This window comes from Dyadobacter frigoris (genome assembly GCF_005280585.1).
In the GTDB taxonomy this organism is placed as follows: Bacteria; Bacteroidota; Bacteroidia; order Cytophagales; family Spirosomataceae; genus Dyadobacter; species Dyadobacter frigoris.
Genome location: NZ_SZVO01000004.1, coordinates 134,250 through 151,079, shown reverse-complemented (window position 1 = coordinate 151,079; position 16,830 = coordinate 134,250). Strand labels below are relative to the sequence as shown.

13 protein-coding genes are annotated in these 16,830 nt (G+C 40.4%); 9 read left to right on the top strand and 4 right to left on the bottom strand.

The features are described from left to right. Positions 1–12 precede the first annotated feature (12 nt). Together FDK13_RS09860 and FDK13_RS09855 are read left to right on the top strand one after the other, a co-directional pair. Positions 13–2,445 (top strand): TonB-dependent receptor, encoded by a 2,433-nt coding sequence (locus FDK13_RS09860; RefSeq protein ID WP_137339821.1) that lies wholly within the window; start codon positions 13–15, stop codon positions 2,443–2,445. 137 nt (positions 2,446–2,582) lie between these two features. Continuing rightward, positions 2,583–2,954, top strand: coding sequence for a DMT family protein (locus FDK13_RS09855; RefSeq protein WP_137340113.1), 372 nt, complete (start codon positions 2,583–2,585; stop codon positions 2,952–2,954). A gap of 36 nt (positions 2,955–2,990) precedes the next feature. Here the strand turns inward: FDK13_RS09855 and FDK13_RS09850 are convergent, their stop codons facing one another. Together FDK13_RS09850 and FDK13_RS09845 are read right to left on the bottom strand one after the other, a co-directional pair. After that, positions 2,991–3,233 (bottom strand): hypothetical protein, encoded by a 243-nt coding sequence (locus FDK13_RS09850; RefSeq protein ID WP_137339820.1) that lies wholly within the window; start codon positions 3,231–3,233, stop codon positions 2,991–2,993. A 38-nt stretch (positions 3,234–3,271) separates the two neighbouring features. Continuing rightward, positions 3,272–4,540: a dipeptidase gene (locus FDK13_RS09845; protein ID WP_137339819.1), complete on the bottom strand. Its 1,269-nt coding sequence runs from the start codon at positions 4,538–4,540 to the stop codon at positions 3,272–3,274. A 411-nt stretch (positions 4,541–4,951) separates the two neighbouring features. Here FDK13_RS09845 and metN point away from each other — a divergent pair, with 411 nt between their 5' ends. From metN to FDK13_RS09820, 5 genes are all read left to right on the top strand, one after another. Then, on the top strand, positions 4,952–5,983 hold the full coding sequence (gene metN / locus FDK13_RS09840; RefSeq protein ID WP_137339818.1) for a methionine ABC transporter ATP-binding protein MetN: 1,032 nt from the start codon (positions 4,952–4,954) through the stop codon (positions 5,981–5,983). Continuing rightward, positions 5,976–6,629, top strand: coding sequence for a methionine ABC transporter permease MetI (metI, locus tag FDK13_RS09835; RefSeq protein WP_137339817.1), 654 nt, complete (start codon positions 5,976–5,978; stop codon positions 6,627–6,629). Before metN ends, metI begins: the two co-directional genes overlap by 8 nt. Before the next feature lie 41 nt (positions 6,630–6,670). Continuing rightward, on the top strand, positions 6,671–7,492 hold the full coding sequence (gene metQ / locus FDK13_RS09830) for a methionine ABC transporter substrate-binding lipoprotein MetQ (RefSeq protein WP_137339816.1): 822 nt from the start codon (positions 6,671–6,673) through the stop codon (positions 7,490–7,492). 230 nt (positions 7,493–7,722) lie between these two features. Next, the gene (locus FDK13_RS09825) at positions 7,723–10,215 is read left to right on the top strand and encodes a PIG-L family deacetylase (RefSeq protein WP_137339815.1); all 2,493 of its coding nucleotides are present in this window, start codon (positions 7,723–7,725) and stop codon (positions 10,213–10,215) included. Between the two features lie 90 nt (positions 10,216–10,305). Then, positions 10,306–12,450 carry a two-component regulator propeller domain-containing protein gene (locus tag FDK13_RS09820; protein WP_137339814.1) on the top strand — a complete coding sequence of 715 codons (2,145 nt, stop codon included), beginning with the start codon at positions 10,306–10,308 and terminating at the stop codon, positions 12,448–12,450. Positions 12,451–12,490: 40 nt separating this feature from the next. On the opposite strand, the gene FDK13_RS09815 is transcribed toward FDK13_RS09820, so the two are convergent. Both FDK13_RS09815 and FDK13_RS09810 read right to left on the bottom strand, forming a co-directional pair. After that, complete coding sequence (locus FDK13_RS09815) at positions 12,491–13,360, bottom strand: exonuclease/endonuclease/phosphatase family protein (protein WP_170982760.1); 870 nt, start codon at positions 13,358–13,360, stop codon at positions 12,491–12,493. A gap of 416 nt (positions 13,361–13,776) precedes the next feature. Beyond that, the gene (locus FDK13_RS09810; RefSeq protein WP_137339812.1) at positions 13,777–14,262 is read right to left on the bottom strand and encodes a cytidine deaminase; all 486 of its coding nucleotides are present in this window, start codon (positions 14,260–14,262) and stop codon (positions 13,777–13,779) included. Positions 14,263–14,534: 272 nt separating this feature from the next. Here FDK13_RS09810 and FDK13_RS09805 point away from each other — a divergent pair, with 272 nt between their 5' ends. Together FDK13_RS09805 and FDK13_RS09800 are read left to right on the top strand one after the other, a co-directional pair. Further along, positions 14,535–15,059, top strand: coding sequence for a DinB family protein (locus FDK13_RS09805; RefSeq protein ID WP_137339811.1), 525 nt, complete (start codon positions 14,535–14,537; stop codon positions 15,057–15,059). A gap of 289 nt (positions 15,060–15,348) precedes the next feature. Continuing rightward, on the top strand, positions 15,349–16,815 hold the full coding sequence (locus FDK13_RS09800) for a Gfo/Idh/MocA family protein (RefSeq protein WP_137339810.1): 1,467 nt from the start codon (positions 15,349–15,351) through the stop codon (positions 16,813–16,815). Positions 16,816–16,830: the final 15 nt, after the last annotated feature.

Genomic DNA, 16,830 nt, shown 5'->3' with positions numbered 1-16,830 from the left:
AAAATGTAAAATATGAAGTCTGATTTAGTGAAAGTTCTATTTCTTATTGCAGGAATCATATTTAATTTAAACGTGCAGGCTCAGGTTAAGCCGGATAACCGCTTGCAAACTCCTGAAAATGTTAAAAATTTTTTAAACGGAAAAATCACAAATTCTGAAAACGGAGAAGTTCTGCCAGGCGCGTCCATCATTTTTCCCGACTTAAAAATTGGAGGAACAACAAACGCGCAAGGCGTTTATTCTTTCAAAAATCTGCCCGAAGGAAAATATCTGATCGAGGTTACATTTGTAGGTTTCAGTTCAATTTTGGAAACGATTGAGCTGAAAGGAAATATGACAAAAGATTTCACGCTGTCGCCCACGGCTGTGGAAGCAGAAGCGGTTACAATTACCGGCGTTTCTTCGGCAACTTCGGTCAAACGTACGCCGATTCCTGTAACGATTATCAAAAAACAAGACCTAAACAGAGGAACTTCCACCAATATTATTGACGCACTGACAAAGATTCCCGGCGTTTCCCAGGTCTCTACCGGCGCTGCGATTTCCAAACCTATTATCCGCGGACTTGGCTATAATCGGCTGGTTGTTGTCAATGACGGGATCAGGCAGGAAGGCCAGCAATGGGGAGACGAACATGGTGTCGAAATTGACGAATACAGTATCAACCGGGCCGAAGTGCTCAAAGGCCCGGCATCGATTATGTATGGAAGTGATGCACTGGCGGGCGTGATCAATTTCACCTCCATTGAACCTGCGTCGGAGGGAGAAACCAGCGGAAGTATTTTAACTGCCTATCAGTCAAATAACAATTTGCGCGGTGTGCATGGAGAAGTAAACGGGAATAAAAACGGTCTGGTCTGGGGATTAAACGGTACTTACAAAGCAGCCGCGGATTATAAAAATAAATACGACGGAAAGGTTTTCAATTCTAATTTCAATGAGAAAAACTTCGGTACCTACATCGGAGTTAACAAAAGCTGGGGATTCAGTCATTTGTACCTGACACGTTTTAATCAGACTGTTGGATTAATTGAGGGGGACCGGGACGCTGTTAGCGGAAAATTCACAAAAGTTGTGAATAACAACGGAACAGAAGAAGAGGTTACGGTTGGTTCAAAAGATTTTGATACCTCAGATCCTGTCATTCCCTATCAAAAAATAAAACATTTTAAACTGGCGACGGATAACAGTTTTTATCTTGGGAACAACCGTCTGGCCGCCACAATTGCCTACCAGCGCAACCGCAGACAAGAATTTGGTAATGTTCTCGATCCGGGAGAAAAAGCATTATATTTTGATCTGAGTACGATAAACTACAACATTCGATATCATTTTTCAGAAAATAACGGTTGGAAAAACTCTATTGGAATTAACGGAATGCAGCAGATGAACCGGAATAAAGGCGTTGAAGCTTTGATCCCGGAATATTCTCTTTTTGACGCCGGTGTATTTTTTTATACCCAAAAAAGAATTGACAAATTAACGATCAGCGGCGGGATCCGGTTTGATACCAGATTCCTGAACAGCAATGCATTATCCATCGATGAGGTTTTGAAATTTCAAAATTTTAAGAGAAATTTCTCCAATGTATCGGCCAGCGGAGGTTTGAGTTATACTTTATCAAAAGCTGCTACCCTGAAATTTAATATCGCCAGAGGATTCCGCGCTCCCAATATTCCCGAACTGGCAAGCAACGGCGCACATGAAGGAACTAACCGTTACGTTCATGGTCAGCAAAACTTAAAATCCGAAACAAGTCTTCAGTTGGATGGCGGCATAGAAATGTCGACATCACATCTTACGCTTTCGGCTTATGCTTTTTATAATTCCATCAGTAATTTTATTTATTACCGAAAACTGGTATCTGGTTCAGGCTCAGATTCTATTGTACTGGACGGAAATGAAAAACTCATCGCTTATCAATATGCCCAAAATAAAGCGAATCTTTATGGAGGTGAAATAAGCATTGATATACACCCTCACCCACTTGACTGGCTGCACATCCAAAGCACGTTTTCCTATGTGCGGGCAACACTGAGCGAAGAACAGGATGGCAGTAAAAACCTTCCGTTAATACCTTCCGGAAGATTGATCAACACGATAAAAGCTGAATTTGGAAAGAAAAATAAAAAGCTTCGAAACGCTTATCTGAAACTTGAACTGGACAATACTTTTGCTCAAAATCACCCTTTTACAGGTTTTAATACAGAAACAAAAACAGCAGGTTATGGTTTGCTCAACGCAGGACTTGGCGGTGATCTGGTTAGTAAACAAAGAACATTTTTAAGTATTTTTTTATCAGCCAATAACATAACCGACGTAGCTTACCAGAACCATCTGAGCCGCCTGAAATATACGGCAGTCAACAATGTCACCGGCAGAATGGGTGTTTTTAATATGGGCAGAAATTTCAGTGTGAAGGTGATTATTCCGTTCAAGATCTGACCCAAAGTTTCATAAACCTTGCACGAATAATCGTGTAAAATTTTCAACAAACCTTTCATTTAAATACCGGATCCGATCCAATTTTAAAATGTATATAGCGGCATAATTGTTGCTTTATACATTTTAAAATTATTATGATGAAATACATCTACACGATTGGATTGCTGATTCTTTCCAACGCTTTTATGACACTTGCCTGGTACGGGCATTTGAAGTTTTTCAATAAAGACGGTCCACACGGTACCACACCGCTTTGGGCTATTGTTCTTTTAAGTTGGGGACTGGCATTTTTTGAATATTGCTTTCAGGTTCCGGCCAACCGGATCGGCTCATCCGAAATGGGCGGCCCGTTCTCTCTGGTGCAGCTGAAAATAATTCAGGAAGTGATTACGCTGATCATTTTTATGATCTTTTCTGTGGTTGTGTTTAAAAATATGCAATTCACAAAAAATCACCTGATCGGATTTGCGCTTTTAGTCGGGGCCGTTTATTTTATTTTCAAAGGGTAACAAGCCTTTCAAGAAATGTAGCCTGGCCCTTTTAGATCAGGCTACATTTTGATGTTCAACAACCGAAAGTAATCCTTTGCTGGCCCGCATTAATTTAACAATGGACGCAAAGCCAATTCTGTCAGATGTTTCAACAATCAGCGTTCCTACATAATCCTTTCCCTGGCTTGTAAAATTAAGATGCTGGATTTTTGTGCCACTAACAGATTCCACAAGAGACGTTATTCTGTAAAGACTGACCGTCTTTGGATAAATTACGTTGATTTGATAAGTGCTCATACGTTTGTTTTTTTATGATGAAGGTTTAAAATTGTCGTTTACTTTTTTGCTTCGACAAGCAACTGTTTCTGCACAGCGTGTTTTTCTACTTCCTTAAATACTCTGATGAAATTGCCGCCCCAGAGCTTTTTAATATCTTCTTCTGAATAACCTCTTTTAACCAATTCTCTTGTAATGTTCAGCCCCTCGCCCACATTCGCATATCCTTTGACACCGCCGCCATGATTAAAATCGGAGCTGAAACCAACATGATCAATACCAATCAGTTTGACAGCACGGTCTACCGAATTGATATATTCTGACAATGTTGCATACCTCCACTCATTTCTGGAAAAATCCAGATAAGCAGCTTTATACTTTGCATATCCCGCCGAATCCAGCTTTTCCTTAGGATTATCCTTTCCGGCTTTTAGTCCAAGCGGTTCAAAAATTTTCTTTTGATAATCTTCCTTAAACGCGACCGTATCTTTTAGATAAGCCGCAAAAGCAACAATGTGGACCACACCACCTTTATCAGCAATTGCTTTTAATTCATCATCTGAAAGATTCCGGGTATTATCAACCACACTTTTAAGACCGGAATGTGACGCAATGACCGGTGCTTTGCTAAGTTCCAATGTCTGGGTAAGTGCCTTTGAACTTAGCTGCGAAACGTCAATGATAATACCCAGACGATTTAAAATGGGAACGGCAAGTTTACCGGTTAAAGTCAAACCGCCCGCTTCGTCAGGTTTGTCACCAAAGCTTTCGCTGGGGCGTGAAGAATCCGTCCAGTCGTTATTTCCGGCATGTGCAAAACCAAAAAGCCGGACTCCCTGCTTGTAATAATGCTCAATAAGTGAAGTATCTTTCCCCAGTGAAAGCGCATTGAGAAAGCTTAGTAAAATTCCATGCTTTTTCTCTTTCACCGTTTTTTCTATGTCGGCCGATGATTTTATAAATTCCAGTTTATCAGGATGTTTGTTGACAAAATCTTCAATCACAGCCAGTTTGGAATCCACTTGTTTCCGGGCAAGAGTAATATTTTCAGGTGTGCGTCGCAACGGATCTGCAAAAAGTGCCAAAGTAGCAATATCCAACTGTCCTTTTTCAAGTTTGAATAAATCAATCTGATCCACCGTTTCTGCTCCGGCATCGTTTCCTTTGGCATCAAAATCATCACGAATATCAATGTGGGTATCAATCGTAATGGCCGATTCATGAATTCTCTCCACATCTTTTTCAGAAGGTTCCTCAGAAATTTTTGTACGGCATGAAAAACTTATCGAAATAACTAAGAACAAGGCTGATATGGTAATTTTCTTCATTACGTTGTTTTGATTAGACCTGACAAATCAATAGTTGACAATCAACCGGGCATGCTGGCAAACCACCGGCTTTTGCCGGTGAAATGTTCAAGCTAATCAAGGTGGTTTTAATTATTTGCTGGTTAAGCGTAGGACAAATATATGTGATGAAATTTTATTACTCTATAAAATCAGTAGAGTTTCAAACAACTAATCCGGTTACATACCACAAAGCCATTTTAATTTCGCCATTTCAAGCCCGAAAAAGCAATTTTGAAAAATGATTTATGAAGAAAATATAATTTTCCGAAGTTTTATTAATAAGCAAAAAACATAGTCTACTTATTTAATATAGTAAATCGAAAGTTTAGGTATTTCAAGAGTAAGTTTGCTTAAATTGCACCATTTATTGCACTGACCTGCCGCTAAGAAATGATAGAATTAAGGAATGTTACAAAAACTTTTTATCAAAAAGACAAACAAATTGATGCGCTTTCCAACGTTTCCTTAACCGTTGCAGCCGGAAAAATTTTTGGTGTTATAGGAACTTCCGGAGCCGGGAAAAGTACCCTGATCCGTTGTGTGAATTTGCTCGAAAAACCAACTTCGGGTGAAATTATTGTGGATGGCGTCAATCTTACCAATCTTGCTTCTTCGCAGCTTGCTAAGGAAAGAAGACATATCGGTATGATTTTTCAACATTTCAATCTGCTTTCTTCCAGAACCGTCTCTGAAAATATTGCCTTCCCACTGGAACTGGATGGCATGCCGAAAGACAAGATCAAAGAACGGGTTTATGATTTATTGAAACTGGTTGGACTTCTGGAAAAAGCGGACGACTATCCGGCCAATCTTTCCGGCGGACAAAAGCAGCGGGTCGCTATTGCGAGGACACTTGCCAGCAATCCTAAAGTATTACTTTGCGATGAAGCGACAAGCGCATTGGATCCGGGCACGACAAAGTCCATTTTAAATTTGTTAAAGGATATTAACGAGCGGCTTGGCATCACGATTTTGCTGATCACGCATGAAATGAATGTGGTAAAATCCATTTGTGATTCCGTGGCGGTAATCAGTAATGGCAAACTGATCGAACAGGGCTCAGTCGGAGATATTTTTCTTCATCCTAAAACAGAACTTGCAAAGGAATTTATTGCTTCGTCTTTAAATATCGAAGTACCGGTTTTGTATAAAAACCGGTTGGAAACTACAAGTTCAAAAAATCAGCATCCGCTATTAAAACTGGAATTAACCGGAAAATCTGTCGACGAACCGATTTTATCACAAGCCGCCCGTTTGTTTAATGTAGATACAAAAATTATCACGGCACAAATGGATCAGGCCGGCGAAGCAAGTTTTGGCGTAATACTGATCGAGCTTTCCGGAAATGCAAAAAACTGCCAGGACGCAATTAATTATTTTATTGATAAACACATTATAGTAGAAATTGTAGGTTATGTATGATTCATTAACAACCCTCGTGCTGCAAGGAACGCTGGAAACGGTGGTGATGACTTTTGTCTCGGGATTTTTTGGTTTTGCCATGGGACTACCCGTCGGAATTCTTCTTTTTTTGACACGAAAGGGACAGGTTTTAGAACATAAAATTTTCAACCGCATACTATCGATTGTGGTTAATATTTTCCGTTCAATTCCTTTTATAATACTGATTGTCTGGATGATACCTTTCACCAGAGCATTGGTTGGCACATCCATCGGCGTAAGTGCAGCGCTCGTTCCGCTCAGTATCGGAGCCGCTCCCTTTATAGCCAGAATGGTGGAAAATAGCCTGATCGAAGTTCCGTCCGGACTTATTGAAGCTGCGAGAGCTATGGGCGCAACACCTTTTCAGATTGTCTGGAAAGTGTTACTTCCGGAAGCACTTCCCTCTCTTATCAATACCGCTTCGATTACTTTAATTACACTCGTTGGATACTCCGCCATGGGTGGCGCAGTTGGTGCCGGCGGTTTGGGGCAAATAGGGTATCAATATGGTTACATTGGTTATGATGCTGTAATCATGAATACCGTCCTGATTTTGCTCGTTTTGCTGGTTTTCCTAATTCAGTTTTCAGGAGACCGGATTTCAAAAAGTGTGGATCACAGATAACATAATATGTAATTCATTAACAATACTTTAAATAAAAATTTATGCTTTTTAAATTAAAAAACCTTTCTCTCTTTTTATCGATAGCAGCTTCCATAACACTTTTGGGTTGCTCTGGAAACTCTAAAAAAGAAGATCCGAATTTTATAAAAGTGGGTGTTTCGGCCGGTCCGGAATTTAAAGTTGCTCAGGCTGCTCAAAAAGTTGCCAAAGAGAAATATGGCCTGGAAGTTGAGCTTGTTGCATTTACGGATTACGTGATGCCAAATGAAGCATTAAATCAGGGCGATATTGATGTAAACGCATTTCAGCATAAACCATATCTGGATGAGCAAGCCAGACAACGCGGATATAAACTGGCCATCGTTGGAAAAACGTTCATTTATCCGATTGCTGGTTATTCCAAAAAGATCAAAAACATTTCAGAATTGAAACCTGAAAGTACGATCATCATTCCAAATGATCCGACGAATGGGGGGCGTTCCCTCCTCCTTTTACAGAAATACGGTCTGTTAAAATTGAAAGATGGCGTTGGCTTATTACCAAAGGTTACGGACATCGTTGAAAATCCAAAATCACTGAAAATCCTGGAACTGGAAGCTCCGCAGCTTCCAAGATCTTTGGACGATAAAGAAGTCGTTATAGCCATAATCAACAATACTTTTGCCGGCCAAATTGGACTAACCGCAAAGCGTGACGGTATTATGGTTGAAAACAGCGACTCACCATATGTGAACCTGATTGTATCACGCGAGAATAATAAAGACCAGGAAAAAGTCAAAAATTTCGTGAAAGCGTATCAGTCTGACGAAGTAGCAAAAGTAGCTGAAACTGAATTTAAAGGAGGCCAGATAAAAGGCTGGTAAAAGTCAATATTGTCAGAATCGGGAAATCCCTGAGTGCTGTTTTCCTTAATGGAATTGCGCTCCGGGATTTTTATTTTATTAATTTATATACTTATCCTATTAACTTTATAGACTGTAAATCAAATTGAGTATATTGCACTTGAAAGCGGTAAATATATTTCCTCCGCTTTGTGTAAACCCGGGCAAACCAGCTCATGCTGAATAAATATGCGAAACTTATGCAACCAGGTATGAAACGATTTTTGCTAACAGGATTTTTACTGATTCAGATTATGACTCCCATCCAGCTGCACGCACAGACGCTATATAAACCTTCATCTTCCAAAATTCTTCAAAGCATCCAAAAACTGAATGTGCTTGGAAATGTACTTTATTTCGGAGCACATCCGGATGATGAAAATCCTACGCTCATAGCTTACATGGCCAATGAAAAACTTTATAACACAGCCTATTTTTCCCTGACCCGCGGTGACGGCGGCCAGAATATGATTGGTAGTGAGATGAAGGAAAATCTCGGCATATTAAGAACCCAAGAGCTTTTGCAGGCAAGAAAAATTGACGGCGGACAGCAGTTTTTTTCCCGTGCCGTTGATTTTGGTTTTTCAAAAAGTGCAGAAGAAGTTTTCACGATCTGGGACAAAGAAAAACTCCTTTCTGATGCAGTTTGGGTGATCCGGAAATTTAAACCGGATTTAATAATCAGCCGTTTTCCTCCTGATGAAAGAGCAGGTCACGGGCAACATATCGCCTCCGCCCTTCTTGTTGAAGAAGCATTTGAAGAGGCAGGAGATCCTACAAAATTTCCTGAACAGCTGCAATTTGTACCGATTTGGAAAGCAAAACGTCTGGTTTGGAACGCAGGTATGTGGTGGAATCAGAGAAGAGATAAAGTGGATGAAAAAGAAGCAGAAGAATATATCAAAGTGGATGTAGGCGGTTTCAATCCTTTGCTTGGAAAATCATATGGCGAAATTGCAGCAGAAAGCCGCAGTTTGCACAGAAGTCAGGGATTTGGCACTGTGGGTTTCCGCGGAACGCTGACCGAATATTTCAAACATGTGAAAGGTGAAAAAGCTGGTCATGATTTAATGGATGGCGTTTCCACAGACTGGACACGTGTAAAAGGCGCTCAGGAAGTTAGCAAACTCATTTTGGAAGCAGAAGATTCTTTCAAACTTACCAATCCGTCACGGGTTGTCCCACAGCTTTTGGCAATAAAAACCGCGCTTGAAAAACTGCCGGATGGTTACTGGAAACAGACAAAATTACAGGATTTAAATAAAGTGATTCAGGATGCCCTTGGATTATTTATTCAGGTTACATCAACAGACAATTCCTACACGCCGGGACAAAAAATGCAGTTTCAGATTGAAGCAATTAACCGTTCTTCAATCCCGGTTACGATAAAAAAGATAAATTTCCCATTTGGTAAGAAGGACTCCATCATCAATTCCGAATTGGCGAATAATCAGGATTTTATACTTTCGGATTCTATCGAAATTCCGGAAAATACCGAGTATTCACAACCTTACTGGCTGCGTAAAAATGGCTCTGCTGGTCTTTTTAATATTGACAAACAACAGGAAAGAGGCGTTCCGGAAAATAAACCGGTGGCAGAACTGACCTTTAATCTGGATATTGCCGGAAGTTTCGTCCACTATAACATCCCGGTAATTTATCAAAAAACAGATCCGATACTTGGAGAAGTTTATCAGCCTGTTGCCATAACGCCACCTGTTTATGTTTCGGTTAATGAAAAGGTCTATTTGTTTGACAGACAGATTGATAAAAAAGTGAGCGTGGTTGTTAAAGCCGGAAAAGATAACGTTGCAGGAGATATAAAACTAAAAATTCCCGACGGCTGGCGTGTCTCTCCTTCTTCTTTTGCATTTAAACTAAAAACAAAAGGTGCGGAACAATGTGCAGATTTCCAACTGTTTCCACCAAAGGAAGCCAGCGAGGGTGAAATTATTGCAGAGGCGAGTTTCGAAAATAAAGCTTACGACAGAAGTCTGGGCTTGATCAATTACAACCACATTCCTTCGCAGGTTTATTTTCCGCAGGCAAAAGCCAAAGTGGTGAAAGTTACAATTAGCAAAACAAACGGATTGATCGGTTATATTAAAGGAGCCGGCGACCTTGTTCCCGCCAGTCTTCAACAGATCGGCTATAACGTCGTTTTATTAGAAGACAGTGACATTTCTGATGAAAAACTTCAAAAATATGACGCGGTTGTCATTGGAGTAAAGGCCTATAATATTGTGGAACGACTGAAAGTGATTAATCCGGTTTTGCTGCATTATGTAGAAAATGGCGGCAATTTAATTGTCCAGTACAATTCTGATCAGGGACTTTTGATGCAGGATTTCGGCCCCTACCCTTTCAAGTTTTCAAGCAAACGAGTGACGGTGGAAGGTGCGGAAGTCCGTTTTCTGAAACCGGATTGCCAGGCGCTTAATTATCCAAATAAGATAACCCAAAAAGATTTCGACGGCTGGGTGCAGGAACGCAGTTTATACCAACCCGAAAGCTGGTCTGAAAAGTATGAAGCCGTGATTTCCTGCAATGATCCGGGCAGTGAGAAACTCGACAGCGGAATCCTGATAGCCAAATATGGCAAGGGAAATTATGTATATACCACCATGAGCTGGTTCCGGCAGTTACCTGCCGGTGTTCCGGGAGCCTACCGGATATTTTCAAATTTAATTTCACTTGGGAGATGATTACAGGTCAGATCATAGTCTCTTTATCCGCCAAAGAAGTAATAATGCTATTGATTGCCAAGGTTGGCAATGTTTATAACCGCATGTTGCATGAAGTATTTATTTTTCTGGTTGCTCCTTATTCCGTTTTATTTATCTGCCCAATCGGCCGGGGATCAAAAATTTATTCAGGAAGTTGTCAAGATACATTCCGTGAAAGACGGACTGCCGGAAGGAAAAGTCGATAAAATATATTTCCAAAACGGACTTCCTATTGCCGAAATCCTGAAACAAAAATTTCAGTTTCAAAATGGAAAATGGGCAGCAGCAGAAAATTCTCTGTTGAAATCTCCAAAAAAATTACACATAATTCCGGGCAGAAAAGTACTTTCCTCAATTGCTTTCAAAGGCGGTTATGCGGTTGGTTGTGATGAAGGACTTTACTTTGTTAGTAATGGCAAAAAAACCGAACGAATTTTCCCGGAAAGTGATAAATACGACTGGTCACTAAAAAATGTTACCGCATTGGCTACTGATTCTAAAGGCAGACTTTGGATTGGCGCAGAAGAAGGCGTTGGTTGCCTGGACGGTAAATCCTGGAAATTGTTTACAGGAAAGGAAGGATTGCCTTATAACAAATTTACCTGCGCCGCTGCCGGACCAGACGGAATTGTCTGGTTTGGAACCGAGAAAGGCGCTATTGAAGTCAAAAATGATTATTTCAAATACCGTTTCAGCCGTCGCTGGATGGCTGATGATCATGTAAACGATATTTCAGTTCAAAATGACGGAACTGCATGGATTGCCACAAATAAAGGAATCAGCCAGATAACACCGGCTGAAATGTCGCTGGAAGATAAAGCAAAAATTTTCACCAAACAGGTCGAAGAAAAACATAACCGGATGGGTTTTGTTGCTCCTAGCCATTTGAAAGAACAGTTTAATCCGGCCTCTTCCGAAGTTGCTATTTCAGATAATGACGGCATGTATACTGCTATGTATGGTGCGGCAAATGCATTCAGATATGCGGCTACGGGTGATTTGGAGGCAAAAGCATTAGCAGTGAGAAGTTTCAAAGCGTGCAAATGGCTGGTGGATATTACTCATGAAAAAGGATTTCCGGCACGTGTCATTATCCCGGTCGACTGGCGTGAACCTGTGAACGAAATTTACAGTCAGGAAGCAAACCTGAGACATCAGCAGGGCGATCCGATGTGGAAGAATATTTATCCCCGTTTCCCAAAAAGCAAAGACGGCAAATTTTTATGGAAGTGTGATACCAGTTCCGACGAGCTGGCCGGACATTTCTTTTTTTACGGAATTTATTACGATCTGGTTGCTAAAACAGAAGAAGAAAAAAAAGAAGTTCGTGAAGTTGTGGGTGATATCATGGATCACATGATCCGTCACGGTTACAAGCTTGTTGATCACGATGGAAAAGTGACACGTTGGGGCGATTTTTCACCTGAATATTTCAATTCAGTTTATGGATATGATCAGCGCGGGTTGAACTCGATGATTATGTTGTCATTTCTGAATGTTGCAAAACATGTGACCGGAGATGTGAAATATGATAAGGAAGCAAAAATCCTCCGTGATAAATACAATTATCACATCAATGCCATGCATCCAAAAGAGTTTTTTCCACCGGAAAATGTGGTGCCCTGGGACAATAACCTTTGTTTGATGAGCATGTACGGATTGATCAATTACGAAACCGATCCTTCGCTTTTATTAATGTATCGCCAGTCGCTGGAAATTGCCTGGCAGCATATCAGCAAGCAGAAAAATGCGTTTTGGGATGCGATTTATGCTTCGCTCGCTAACCGTTTCACAGAACTAGCTGACCAGAAATATTTTGAAAGTAAAAATCTGTTTCCTGAAAACAGGCTTTACGCCCCGAAAGTTGTTAAAAGCATGTATAAAGCCAGCAATAAATCAGAATTCATCCTTGAAAATCTGCAAAAAATCCCGCTGGATCTGATCGGTTATACGATCGATAATACGCACCGTCTGGATGTTGTTTTTGATTCTTCGCCTTTACAAAATGAAAATATTGGATGGAGGACAGATAGTTACGCCTTACCGGTAGACGAGCGCGGACATGTACGCCAGGATCGCGATGGTTTTGCCTTACTCGCTTCCGAGGGCAACGGACACGAGGAACATGAAGGCACTTTCTTTTTACTGCCTTATTATATGGCTTATTATCACGGATTATTAGGTTCTGGAAATGCCGCAACAACCGGGAAGTAATTGTTTATTTTTAGCCTTTAATCTTACCAGAAATGAATAGTTATTTTTCATTTTTGGTAAGTATTGGTTCAACACGATTACGGATGTTACGCTTTATTTTCCAAAAGAATTTTGCACTAACCGGAATATGGTCAGAAAGATGTAATCCTTCCGCATTGGAAAAAAGAAGATTTTCAAATTTGTAATTCGTAACCGCCAGATCAATTTCGCTGCTGCTTTTGTAGAGGATTTTATCAATCGTTTCGCAAGAATCGGTAATTGAAAGAATATCTTCCGATGGAAAATCTTTTGAAAGATCCGGAAACTTGCCTTCATTTTTTTCAGAAACCCAGACATCGGTAAGTCCGTTTACGGTGCTAAGCAAACTGATATTATCGTTATAAAAACAATAACGTGCGTTGAGATCACCCATCACGATTATTGCGTTTTCAGCAGAATTGAATTTGATATAATCGGATAGCTGTTTAATATTTTTCCTCCTGGCTGCGGAGGCCGAATTATGATTCCAGGCATTGGCATGTACGTTGTAAAAGTCGATAAAGATATCCTTTGCAACTTCAATCCGGCTGAAAGAAAACCCTTTTGGTGTAAGGCAATCCGTTCCGCTGCAATCTTTCCAGCGAATTCTCTGAAGATCATGAACCGGAAAATTTGATAGCGTATTCAACCCGTCTCCAAAAGGCACTTTTCCCTTATTTTCAGTACGAAACGGATGCGTGTTTCCTGAATTGTAAAGATATTTATTGTAATTAAAATCTTCCTGGACATGGGCGATATCAAAGCGATTCAACTTCTCCCCGATTTCTGCTATGCTCGAAGATCTTTTAGTAACGGCGCTGGAAATAAATTCCGGCAAACCGGCGATATTATAAGTTATCACTGTAAACGCTCCTGCCTCTGTCATTTTCATTTCAGAAGAAAATAAAATGCTTTTAGAATTTTGAGCGAAACAATTTAATGATAGCGTCGACTCCCATAATACTATGAAAATCAATAATCTAAAAAACAAAATCGTATCACGCCTGTTTTGCCAAACCACAATATGCATCTTTCGCTTCTTATAAGGGAACACGAAATTAGGTTCTCAATATGAACAGGAATCGCGATGCATGTTAATGAATTATTAAATCTGTTTCGCCAACTCGTCTAAATCGTCGGAAAGTCACAAATACCTACTAAACAAAGGAAAAGACAGATCACAAATTTCTCTTAAAATCAGTAATCTGCCTTTTGATGTAATATTGTTTCAGAAAAAAAAATAGTATATTTAGGTATTGATTATCAAATAGTTACTATTTTAAAATCCTTTTAGGAGGATATTACGACTCAAAAATGATCAGACGAAAATGCAAGGGGCAGCAGATTATCAGCATTTTGGAGATAAATAATTTTCCCGGCAGGATTACTCAGAATAACTTCAATATGGCTCTGCTGCCGCTGTGTCGCTTCCAAAAGACTTTGGCGGCAAATCCCGCAAGGTGATAGAATATTTTCGGTAGAACTATCGTCAGCACTATTGTGATAGGATATAGCAACGGCCAGTATTTTTTCTTTTGGATATATGGAGGAAGCAGTTGATAATGCCACCCGTTCAGCGCAAATTCCTGCCGGGAAAGATGCATTTTCCTGATTGCTGCCTTTTACAATTTCACCATTTGACAATAAAAGAGCCGCACCCACATGAAATTTTGAATAGGGTGCGTAGGAAAGACTTACCGCTTCTTTCGATGCTTTTAAAAGTTTTTGTAAATTTCCGACCAGCTGCTGATCGTTTTCAAATATCTGGTATTCAAAGGAAAGTTGTATTTTCATCGGTTGATTTTGCTGTTTGCTTAAATCCTGTTTTACAGTTTGCTCTTAACCTCCGCAAGCTAATCTGTCCACAAGATAAATCTTCATCTGTTATATTAAATAATCATTCCTTCCTTGTTCTAACGATTAAGAATATTCGACAATTACTTTAATTTTATTTATCTAAATATTTAAATATATCAATTTTATATATACTTTTGAAGTAGATTTAAGGGAGACTTTGACGCCGCCTTTAAATACTTAGTTTCCCTTTTTAACAAAAAAACATAACAATGAACGATCAGGAAAAAATAAATACTGCCCATGCTCAAACTAATTTGGTGATCAGGCAAGTGATCAATTTTTGGGAAGCGAACAATAAAGCAATTACTGCGTTTTTCAACAAACACGAAGACGATGTATATCTTGGCGAAGTTGCGCCGGGACGGAACCGGGGAATTTATTTGCTTGCTCATCTTATTGCCACAAACGACGCTTTGCTGCCGCTTTTTAATTTGGGAGAAAAATTATTTCCGGAACTTGCTCCATTAGCTTCCGAAGCGGAAAGTGCCGTACCTTTTGAATTGTCGATCGCTGATTTAAGAAACAAATGGGAAACGCTTAATATCACACTTGCCGGTCATTTTAAAAATCTGACAGCCGAACAATGGCTTTCCAGACATAACAGTGTCTCGGACGAAGACTTTGCTTTGGATCCGACAAGAAATAAATTAAACGTACTGATGAACCGTACCAGTCACGAAAACTATCACCGCGGACAGCTGATTTTTCTAAATGAAAAAGTCCTGACCGTCTGAAATCGCAAGATTTTAGTGCTGATTTAAATTAACTATAAAGATCGTCCTGAAAGCTGCCAATCCTGTTTGGACCGGTATTTTTTCATGACGATCTTTTATTTTATAGCCTATTATGAAATTTATGAGTATTATTTGAAAGTAACCGGGAAATAAAGAGTTTGGATATCGTTTGCATTTTTTGAGTAAAAAAATATAATATCCTGCTTAGCAAAAGAATAAGACTGTCGGTGACTTTTACTATCGGGCTTAAAGTCCTCCTAATTATAAACCACTTAACCAGAATCTTGACATGCAGGAAAAGAGTACAGGAAATGATAAAATCGCCTCTTCGAGAAGAGATTTTATCAAAACATCCGGTTTGGCAGCAGCCGCATTTATGATCGTTCCACGTCATGTAATAGGCGGAAAAGGCTTTTTGGCACCAAGCGACAGACTGATCGTTGCAGGTGTTGGTGTCGGCGGAAAAGGAAGATCCGATATTGCCAATTTTGCCAAAAGCGGCAAAGCTGATATTGGTTTTTTGTGTGATGTTGATGACAGAAGTGCAGCCGAAAGTGTAAAGAATTTCCCGAAAGCAAAATATTACAAAGACTGGCGGGAATTGTTTGAGAAAGAATCGAAAAATTTTGATGCCGTGTCCGTTTCAACACCGGATCATACACATGCCGTGGTTGCTATGGGTGCCATGCAGCTTGGTAAACACGTGTATGTGCAAAAACCTATGACACACGATATATACGAAGCACGCCAGCTTACAGAAGCGGCTGCACGTTATAAAGTGGTGACGCAAATGGGGAATCAGGGGTCGTCCGGGGATGGTGTAAGACAATTGCACGAGTGGTATGATGCCGGTATTATTGGCAAGGTGGATACTGTTTATATCTGGACAAACCGGCCGATCTGGCCTCAGGGCATCCCTTGGTCAACTGAAAAACCACCTGTACCAAAAGGACTTGACTGGGATTTATGGCTGGGAACAGCACCTAAAAAAGATTATGTAGACAAATTGATCCCGGGAAGCTGGAGAGGCTGGTGGGATTATGGAACCGGTGCTTTGGGTGATTTGGGCTGCCACTTAATGGAAGCGCCTTTCCGTGTACTTGGACTTAAATATGCGCTTGATGTGCAGGCAAGTGTAAGCAGCGTTTTCACTGATTTTGGGAAAAGAGGAATTTTCCCGGACAGTTGTCCTCCATCGAGCCACGCCACATTAACTTTCCCGAAAACAGCAAAAACAAAAGGCCCGGTAACCATGCACTGGATGGATGGCGGCATAAAACCTGAACGTCCGGAAGAATTGGGACCGAATGAATTATTCGGCGACGGCAACAGCGGTATTTTATTTGTTGGCTCCAAAGGAAAAATGATGGCCAGCGAATATGCCGCAAATCCAAGATTGTTACCGCTTTCACGGATGGAGGAAGTGAAAGTGAAACAAAAGTTTGCGCGTGTGCCAGGCAGTGCAGAAGGTCATTATGCCCAGTGGGTTGAAGGTGCGATTGCGGGTTATGGAAATAAGGAACTTAGTTCTCCTTTTGAACTGGCCGGACCATTGACCGAAGCAATACTTATGGCCAACCTTGCAATCAGAGGTGCAGACATGCCAAAAGCCAGAGAAAATGGAAAAGGATATGACTATCCGGGTGCCAATATGAAAATGCTTTGGGATTATAAAAACATGAAAGTAACCAACTTTGACGACGTGAATCAATATGTAAAACGTACGTATCGTGAAGGATGGAGTTTGGGTGTTTAAGCTCTGATTTCTTCT

Coding starts and splice junctions, on each gene's coding strand:
- FDK13_RS09860 (WP_137339821.1), top strand. CDS start 13: ATGAAGTCTGATTTAGTGAAAGTTCTATTTCTTATTGCAGGAATCATA.
- FDK13_RS09855 (WP_137340113.1), top strand. CDS start 2,583: ATGAAATACATCTACACGATTGGATTGCTGATTCTTTCCAACGCTTTT.
- FDK13_RS09850 (WP_137339820.1), bottom strand. CDS start 3,233: ATGAGCACTTATCAAATCAACGTAATTTATCCAAAGACGGTCAGTCTT.
- FDK13_RS09845 (WP_137339819.1), bottom strand. CDS start 4,540: ATGAAGAAAATTACCATATCAGCCTTGTTCTTAGTTATTTCGATAAGT.
- metN (WP_137339818.1), top strand. CDS start 4,952: ATGATAGAATTAAGGAATGTTACAAAAACTTTTTATCAAAAAGACAAA.
- metI (WP_137339817.1), top strand. CDS start 5,976: ATGTATGATTCATTAACAACCCTCGTGCTGCAAGGAACGCTGGAAACG.
- metQ (WP_137339816.1), top strand. CDS start 6,671: ATGCTTTTTAAATTAAAAAACCTTTCTCTCTTTTTATCGATAGCAGCT.
- FDK13_RS09825 (WP_137339815.1), top strand. CDS start 7,723: ATGAAACGATTTTTGCTAACAGGATTTTTACTGATTCAGATTATGACT.
- FDK13_RS09820 (WP_137339814.1), top strand. CDS start 10,306: ATGAAGTATTTATTTTTCTGGTTGCTCCTTATTCCGTTTTATTTATCT.
- FDK13_RS09815 (WP_170982760.1), bottom strand. CDS start 13,360: ATGAAAATGACAGAGGCAGGAGCGTTTACAGTGATAACTTATAATATC.
- FDK13_RS09810 (WP_137339812.1), bottom strand. CDS start 14,262: ATGAAAATACAACTTTCCTTTGAATACCAGATATTTGAAAACGATCAG.
- FDK13_RS09805 (WP_137339811.1), top strand. CDS start 14,535: ATGAACGATCAGGAAAAAATAAATACTGCCCATGCTCAAACTAATTTG.
- FDK13_RS09800 (WP_137339810.1), top strand. CDS start 15,349: ATGCAGGAAAAGAGTACAGGAAATGATAAAATCGCCTCTTCGAGAAGA.